This is a genomic window from Sphaerisporangium sp. NPDC049002, assembly GCF_040649355.1.
Taxonomy (GTDB): domain Bacteria; phylum Actinomycetota; class Actinomycetes; order Streptosporangiales; family Streptosporangiaceae; genus Sphaerisporangium.
Genome location: NZ_JBEZFH010000082.1, coordinates 21,958 through 28,639, shown reverse-complemented (window position 1 = coordinate 28,639; position 6,682 = coordinate 21,958). Strand labels below are relative to the sequence as shown.

Annotated in this window: 9 protein-coding genes and 1 pseudogene; all 10 read right to left on the bottom strand. The window is 74.7% G+C overall.

Annotation, left to right across the window (positions count from 1 at the left end):
* A pseudogene (locus AB0B89_RS18105) lies at window positions 1-354 on the bottom strand (alkaline shock response membrane anchor protein AmaP); the annotation flags it as partial.
* A 4-nt stretch (window positions 355-358) separates the two neighbouring features.
* A complete protein-coding gene (locus tag AB0B89_RS18100) occupies window positions 359-988 on the bottom strand; it encodes a DUF6286 domain-containing protein (protein WP_358553691.1) in 630 nt (209 codons plus the stop codon).
* Window positions 985-1,401 carry an Asp23/Gls24 family envelope stress response protein gene (locus tag AB0B89_RS18095; RefSeq protein ID WP_358553689.1) on the bottom strand — a complete coding sequence of 139 codons (417 nt, stop codon included), beginning with the start codon at window positions 1,399-1,401 and terminating at the stop codon, window positions 985-987. Before AB0B89_RS18095 ends, AB0B89_RS18100 begins: the two co-directional genes overlap by 4 nt.
* Complete coding sequence (locus AB0B89_RS18090; protein ID WP_358553687.1) at window positions 1,398-1,589, bottom strand: hypothetical protein; 192 nt, start codon at window positions 1,587-1,589, stop codon at window positions 1,398-1,400. The genes AB0B89_RS18095 and AB0B89_RS18090 overlap by 4 nt, the downstream gene beginning before the upstream one ends.
* Window positions 1,590-1,640: 51 nt before the next feature.
* On the bottom strand, window positions 1,641-2,168 hold the full coding sequence (locus AB0B89_RS18085) for a hypothetical protein (RefSeq protein ID WP_358553685.1): 528 nt from the start codon (window positions 2,166-2,168) through the stop codon (window positions 1,641-1,643).
* Window positions 2,165-2,641, bottom strand: a complete 477-nt coding sequence (locus tag AB0B89_RS18080; RefSeq protein ID WP_358553683.1) for an Asp23/Gls24 family envelope stress response protein — start codon at window positions 2,639-2,641, stop codon at window positions 2,165-2,167. Before AB0B89_RS18080 ends, AB0B89_RS18085 begins: the two co-directional genes overlap by 4 nt.
* Window positions 2,642-2,792: 151 nt before the next feature.
* The gene (locus AB0B89_RS18075) at window positions 2,793-4,505 is read right to left on the bottom strand and encodes an ABC transporter ATP-binding protein (RefSeq protein WP_358553681.1); all 1,713 of its coding nucleotides are present in this window, start codon (window positions 4,503-4,505) and stop codon (window positions 2,793-2,795) included.
* Window positions 4,505-6,307 (bottom strand): ABC transporter ATP-binding protein, encoded by a 1,803-nt coding sequence (locus AB0B89_RS18070; RefSeq protein ID WP_358553679.1) that lies wholly within the window; start codon window positions 6,305-6,307, stop codon window positions 4,505-4,507. Before AB0B89_RS18070 ends, AB0B89_RS18075 begins: the two co-directional genes overlap by 1 nt.
* A gap of 75 nt (window positions 6,308-6,382) precedes the next feature.
* Window positions 6,383-6,514: a SapB/AmfS family lanthipeptide gene (locus tag AB0B89_RS18065; RefSeq protein ID WP_358553678.1), complete on the bottom strand. Its 132-nt coding sequence runs from the start codon at window positions 6,512-6,514 to the stop codon at window positions 6,383-6,385.
* A gap of 36 nt (window positions 6,515-6,550) precedes the next feature.
* Window positions 6,551-6,682: a SapB/AmfS family lanthipeptide gene (locus tag AB0B89_RS18060; RefSeq protein WP_358553676.1), complete on the bottom strand. Its 132-nt coding sequence runs from the start codon at window positions 6,680-6,682 to the stop codon at window positions 6,551-6,553.

Below are 6,682 nucleotides of genomic sequence, written 5' to 3'. Positions count from 1 at the left end.
GACGTCGTCCTCCAGCGCGCTCACGGTGGCCCGCGCGGACAGGTGCGTGGCACCGTGGCCGGGATCGGGCTCCAGGTTCAGGTACCGGAGGGTGTCGAGGCGGCCCTGGAGCAGGAACCAGCGCAGCGCCAGCAGCTCGACCACCAGCGCGAGGACGGCCAGAGCGGGCCAGAACCACGCGTGGCCGGCGGCGTAGGCGGCGACCTGCTGGGACACCACCTGGTCGTGTCGCGGCCCGAGGACGCGGAGCCCGAGCCCGCGTGCGAGCGCGGCGGCCCCGGCCGCCAGCAGGATCAGGCCCACGATGAACATGCCGGCGCGGTTGACGCGGGCGGTGTGGCGGTCGTTGCTCACCGGCTCAGTCCCCTCTCTGGCGTACGGTGACGCGGACGCGCACCGGCCTCAGCGGGCGCAGCTCTTCCAGGCGCGTCACGACGGCCTGCGTGACCTCGTCGGGAAGCCCGCTCGCGTCGCGAAGCGGGGTCGCGGCCGTCACGTGCACGCGGTCGCGGCGCAGGCGGACCCGCGCGCGCGACACCCCGTCCACCTTCGCGGCGACGGTCGCGAGATGGCGGCTCAGCCCGGTACGGGTGATGCCGGTGACCGTCCGCGGGTCCTCCGACGCGATCGGGATCGCCCGGGGGCGTCCCGGGGTCAGCGCGAGGACGAGAAGCAGGATGCCGAGGAGGCAGGCGACCGCCGCCGTGGTGAGGGCCGCGGGGTCGCTCCAGTGGGTCCGGCCGACAGGGGCGAGCCAGGTCAGCGGCGGCACCTGGGCCCGCCCGCGCGCCAGCGCCGCCACCGCCCCGACGAAGGTCACCAGCGCGGCGGCGGCCAGCAGCAACGAGGTCACGACCGCCGGCACCGTCCGGCGGGGACGGAAGGCGTGAACCGCCGCCCGCCGCTGGGCCTTCTCGTCGGCGGGCGGGACCAGAGGTGCGGTCCCGGGATCCCGGCCGGCGTCGTGGTGGAGCTCCGGCGAGGTCACAGCACGCGCCTTCCTTCCTCGGCAGGGTGGACGAGCCGGGTGACGTCGATGTCGACCTGCCGGGCGTCCAGGCCGGTCAGCTCGTGGACACGCGCCGCCACGTGGTCGCGCACGCGGTGGACGACCTGCCTGATCGGCGCCGGATACGTCACCGACATCCTCACCCGTACGATCGCGAGCCGCCCGTCGGCGTGGGCGCTCACCCGGGGAGCGGCACCGGGCGTGGCGCGCCCGAGCGGCCGGGGCGCGGCGGCCCCGCCGACCTGGTCCACCTCGCTCACCGCGTGGGCGGCGATGCGCTCCAGCACCCGGTCGGAGATGTCGGTGCGCCCGCGGGCCTCCGGCGGCCCGGCGGCCCCCCGCGGGGCCGGGCCCGGGCCGGATCCGCCCGGAGCGTGGCTCTCGGTGTTCACGACCGTCTCCGGCCGCCCAGCAGTCCGCTCATGTCGAGCTCGCCGGTCAGCGCGCGGCCGACCAGGAACCCGAGGATGCCGAGGACCAGCACGATGAGGAACGCGGTCAGGCCGCCGACCACCACGGCGAATCCGAGCGCGGTGCCGAACAGCAGGCCGACCGCCGGCCAGAAGCGGGATTCTTCCATATCGCTCACCTTCCACTGCGCAGAGACGCTCGCCGGGTCCGGCGGCGCCGCTCACGGGGATGCCGGGGTGTCTCCCGGTCCCTCGGGGGAGGCCGCGTCGTTCGCGGTCGCGCCGATGTCGTTCTCGGGTCGTTCGCTCCCGGTCGTGTCCTTCCGGGCGCCGGTCTCCTGGTCGTCCCGGGGCTTGCCGGGCTCGCCGATGTCGGTGATGCGCACGTGGATGGGCAGTCCGGGCGCCAGAGGACCGACGGCGTCACGTACCTCGGCGGCGATCTCGGCCAGCGGCCGTCCGTACCGGACGACCACGGCGACCTCCACCTCGGTTTCGCGGACGGCCACCCCCGGCACCGTGCGGCCGGAGAGGTAGGTGGCCACAGGGCCCCCGGCCAGGGAGGCGACGTCCGGGCAGGCCCGCACCGCGTCGGCGACGCGGTCCGCCAGCCGCTCCTCGGGCACCTCTCGCGCCGTACCCGGCCGCTCGGGCGTCTCGCCGGTCGTACCCGCGCGCCGCCCGGTTCCGGGCGTGTCCCCGGGGCGCGCCGTCCCCGGCGTCCCCCGTGCGCCGGTCGGAGGCTTCATCGGACGCGGGCCTCCTGCGGCTCGGCCGCCTCGTCGCCGGGCAGGTGGAGGTCGTCCACGTGGATGTTGACCTCGGTGACCTCAAGGCCGCACATGCCCTCCACAGCGTCGATCACGTTGCGGCGGACGCCCGCCGCCAGATCGGGGATCGACACCCCGTACTCGACGATCACATCGAGGTCGATCGCCGTCTGGCGCTCGCCCACCTCGACGGAGACCCCCTGGGAGGCGCCTCCGGTCCCCCCGGTCAGACGCTCGCGTACGGCGCCGAGGGCCCGTGACATGCCGGCGCCGAGGGCGTACACCCCGGAGATCTCCCGGGCCGCCATACCAGCGATCTTCGCCACCACGGCGTCGGCGATCGTGGTCCTGCCCCGCTCGCTGTCGAGTTCCGCGCTTCCGCGCTGCGGTCCCGTATGGACGGCCCCGGCGTCGGGCGACCGGCCCGGCGTCTCGTTCATCTGTGCGCTCACCTTGTTGTCCTCCGTTCCAGCAGGACTCGCCTGCGTTGCCGAATAGGAAGGCACAACTGGCGTCAATCCACCACATACCCCTACGTGGGGTGATATAAGGCTATTTTATATCGAATGTGCGCTTTTTACTCTGACATGGGTGTGGCGGCGGTCAGGCCTCGGGCGTGACCGGGGCCTCCCAGCGGCCCATCAGATCCCGGTAGAGCGGCGAAGCCGCGACCATCTCCTCGTGCGTGCCCACCTGGGCCCGCGTGCCGTCCATGACCAGCACCCGCCGGGCGCGCAGGGCCGAGGTGAGGCGGTGGGCGATGACGACGAGCGTCCCGTCGCGGGCCGCGAACGCCTCCTCGGCCCGCGCCTCGGCCGCCGGGTCCAGGTGGCAGGTCGCCTCGTCGAGCAGGACCAGCCTCGCGGGCGACAGGTAGGCCCGGGTGAGGGCGATGAGCTGGCGTTCCCCCGACGACAGCTCGGAGGGATCGACCTCGGCCGCGTAACCGCCCAGCCTGCGCGCCAGATCGGTCATGCCGACCGCGTCCACCGCCTTGTCGATGTCCGACGCGGAGGGCTCGTCCGCCAGGTAGGTCAGGTTCTCGCCCAGCGTGCCCCGGAAGACGTACGCCTCCTGCGGGATGAGGACGCGGGCCCGGCACAGGTCTGCGCGGCCGAGGTTCTCGACGGGGACCCCGCCGATGACGATCCGTCCGTCGCGCGGCCGGAGGATCCCGGCGACCAGCGCGGCCACCGTGGACTTGCCGATCCCGCTCGGGCCGACGACGGCGAGATGGTCGCCGTCGGGCACGGCGAGGTCGAGGTCGGAGATCACCGGTTCGGCGCCTGGGCCGTACGCGAACGTGACCCCGCGCAGCCGCAGCAGCGTGCCCGCCGGCATCCGCGCCGTACCCGGCGCCGCCGCAGGGGGACGCGTGCTCGTACTGGCGATGCGTTCGAGGGCCACCACCAGGCGCACGCCGTTGACGCCGACGCCCTGCACGAGGCTGCCGAGCGCGGGCGTCAGCGACTGTGCCACGTAGGTGAGCGTGCCGAGGATGATCCCGGTCGTCGCGCCGCCGCGGACCAGTGAAGGCGTGGCGGCCAGCACCATCAGGATGGGCAGCCACCCGCCCACCGCCAGCGAGAGCGTGCGGACGGCGGTGAGCCGGGCCAGTGACCGGCTCGTACGGGCCTGGTGGTCCACGTCCCGCTCGACACCGGCGGCCACGCGCTCCTCGGCCCCGCAGGCGATCACGTCCCGCAGGCCGTCCACCATGGCGGCCACCGACGCCGAGGTGCGCTCCTCGGCCAGGATGAGATCCCGCTGGAGCCTCGCCATGGCGGGCAGGGACATCAGGAAGAGCGCCAGGCCCGCCACCAGGGGCAGGATCACCAGGGGCAGCACGGCGCCCATCAGCGTCAGCACGCCCAGCACCACCCCCACCACCGAGAACAGGAACGACCTGACCACGGCGATCACGGCGCCGAAGGAGTCCCTGGCCAGCTCGACCTGGCGGTTGAGCCGCGCCACGGCGGCGCTGTCCGGCCGCACCCCCGAGGAGGCCGCGCGGTGCAGCGTGCCGTCGACCACCCGGCGCAACAGCGTGTCGCGGAACGGCTCCACGATCCCGGCGATCGCCAGGAGCACCTGCCGCGCGCCCACCGCCGCGGCCAGCCAGGCGGCGGCCAGCATCGCCAGCCACCCGAGGCCGGTCATCGGACGACCGGCGGAGAACCCGTCGTCCAGCGCGTGCGCGATGGCCTGGCCGGAGGCGAACGACGGCGCCGCCTCGGCGAACGACCAACCGAGCAGCCGCGCCAGGTGCCGCGGCCGCCGCCGCAGCGCCTCCCACAGCAGGTCGCGGACCTCCATCACCGCTCCGCGACCTGGAACACCGCGCGGTAGGCGGGGTCGCGCCAAAGCACCTCGTGGGGGCCACGCCCCCGGATCCGCCCGGCCTCCAGCCAGACGACCAGGTCGGCGCGTGCGGCCGTCGCCGCGCGGTGGGCGACGATCAGCCGCGTACGGTCGCGCAGCTCCTCGGTGAGCGCCCTGGCCACCTGGTACTCGGTGACGGTGTCCAGGCTGGAGGTGGCGTCGTCGAGGATGAGCAGCCGCCCGCCGTGCGCGAACGCCCTGGCCAGCCCGACGCGCTGCCTCTCGCCTCCCGACATGGGGGCCTCGTCGACCGGAGTGCCGTACGAGCGCGGGAGCTTGCGGATGAACGGGTCGGGCGCCGCGGCCACGGCGGCGGTCTGGGCCGCCTCCAGAGGGCGTCCCACGGAGATCGCCTCGGCGAGGGTGGAACCGAAGAGCACGGGGCGTTCGAACGCGTAGCCGACGGCGCGGCGCAGCGCGGCGCGGCTGAGGCGGCGCAGTGGCACCCCGTCCAGCAGGACCTCGCCTTCATCCGGGTCGGCCAGCCGCCCGGCGACGGCGGCGAGAAGGGACTTGCCGCTTCCCGACCTGCCGACCACGGCCGCCACGGCGCCTCCGGGGACGACGAGGTCGAGGTCGCGCAGCACGGGCCTGCCGTCCACGCGCACGGTGACATCCCGCAGCTCCAGCCGCCCGCGCCCCCCGTCGTGGCCGGCCGGTTGGTACGTGCCCGGCCCGTTCTGACGCGGCACGTCGTGCCCGGAGGCCTCGGGCTCCCCGGGCGGGAGCTCCTCGCCGTAGGCCATGGCGGGCTCGTGGAGGACGTGAAGGACGCGCCGGGCCGCCGAGCGGGCCCGTCCGAGCCTGTTGAGGTAGCCGAGCGCCGAGCCGATGCCCGCGCCGAGTACCGCGTACCGCGCCGCCGCGAACAGCTCGCCGACGCTCAGCTCTCCCGCCGCCAGCCGGAGCCCGCCCACCCCGATCACCGCCGTCTCCAGCAGCGGGACCACGATGGCCGCCTGGACGCCGGCGCGGGCGTTGACGCGCCACAGGGCGAGGCCGTGGGCACGCAGGCGCGGCAGCGGCTTCAGCACGCGCCTGGTCTCCAGGTCCTCGGTCCCCGCGGCGGCGATGGTGCGCGCCCCGGAGAGCGCGTCGATCAGCCGCGAGGCGATGTCGCTCTGCGCCTCCTGGTAGCCCGTGGCGACGGCCGTCGTCTCCCGCAGGAACGCGCGCAGGACCACCCCGATCAGGGCCAGCCCGACCGAGAACGCCACGGCGAGCCAGGGATCGATGAGCGCCAGGGCGATAAGGGAACCGGCCGCGGGCACGAGCAGGGCCACGGCCGTGATCAGCGCCTCGGGGGCGGCCCCCACCTCCTCGGTGTTGGCCCCCGCCCTGGTCACGAGGTCGCCGGCCGGGAAGCGCCGGGAGATCGCGGGGCCGACGGCCAGCACGTGCCGCACCACGCGCCGCCGCAGCCAGCGGGAGGCCTGCGCGCCGCCCGAACCGGCCGCGAGCACCGCCACGGCGTCGCAGGCGACCACCGTGACGACGAGCGACGCGCACAGCAGGAGGGCGTCGGCGACGCCTGCGCCGGGGGTGACGAGCAGGTCGACCGCGCGGCCCAGCGCGCCGGGGAGCAGGAGCTCGACCACGGCGCCGGCCAGCGCGGTCACGGCGTACACCACGGGCCAGCGGCCACTGCGGTGCAGCACCTCGAACAGGAGCCGGTCCGCCGCCAGGCTCCGGTCGGTGCCGGTCACCTGGCCGCCTTGCGCCTGGGCGTCCGGCATCGAGGGTTTTCCTTCCGGGGGATCCGGGAATGAACAGGCCTGGAGCGGCCGGACAGGGCCGCTCCAGGCGATGTGTCAGTTGCCGCAGAGCAGGCTGAGGCTGCTGTTCTCGTGGGGGGTGCACCCCAGGAGGCTCAGGTTGCTGCCACCGCCACCGCCGCCGCCGCCGGTGGGGGCTTCCATGTCCTGCAGGTCGAGAAGCGCCATTTCGGTTACGCCCTTTCGTATGGATTTTCCGGGTGATCAGTTGCCGCAGAGGATGCTGAGGCTGCTGTTCTCGTGGGGGGTGCACCCCAAGAGGCTGAGGTTGCTGCCACCGCCGCCGCCGTGGCCGCCACCCGGGATCTCCATCTCCTGAAGGTCCAGAAGCGCCAT

What these genes read in the sequence shown, in the direction of transcription:
- AB0B89_RS18090 (WP_358553687.1), bottom strand. Translation starts at nt 1,589, where the DNA reads ATGGAAGAATCCCGCTTCTGGCCGGCGGTCGGCCTGCTGTTCGGCACC.
- AB0B89_RS18085 (WP_358553685.1), bottom strand. Translation starts at nt 2,168, where the DNA reads ATGAAGCCTCCGACCGGCGCACGGGGGACGCCGGGGACGGCGCGCCCC.
- AB0B89_RS18075 (WP_358553681.1), bottom strand. Translation starts at nt 4,505, where the DNA reads ATGGAGGTCCGCGACCTGCTGTGGGAGGCGCTGCGGCGGCGGCCGCGG.
- AB0B89_RS18070 (WP_358553679.1), bottom strand. Translation starts at nt 6,307, where the DNA reads ATGCCGGACGCCCAGGCGCAAGGCGGCCAGGTGACCGGCACCGACCGG.
- AB0B89_RS18065 (WP_358553678.1), bottom strand. Translation starts at nt 6,514, where the DNA reads ATGGCGCTTCTCGACCTGCAGGACATGGAAGCCCCCACCGGCGGCGGC.
- AB0B89_RS18060 (WP_358553676.1), bottom strand. Translation starts at nt 6,682, where the DNA reads ATGGCGCTTCTGGACCTTCAGGAGATGGAGATCCCGGGTGGCGGCCAC.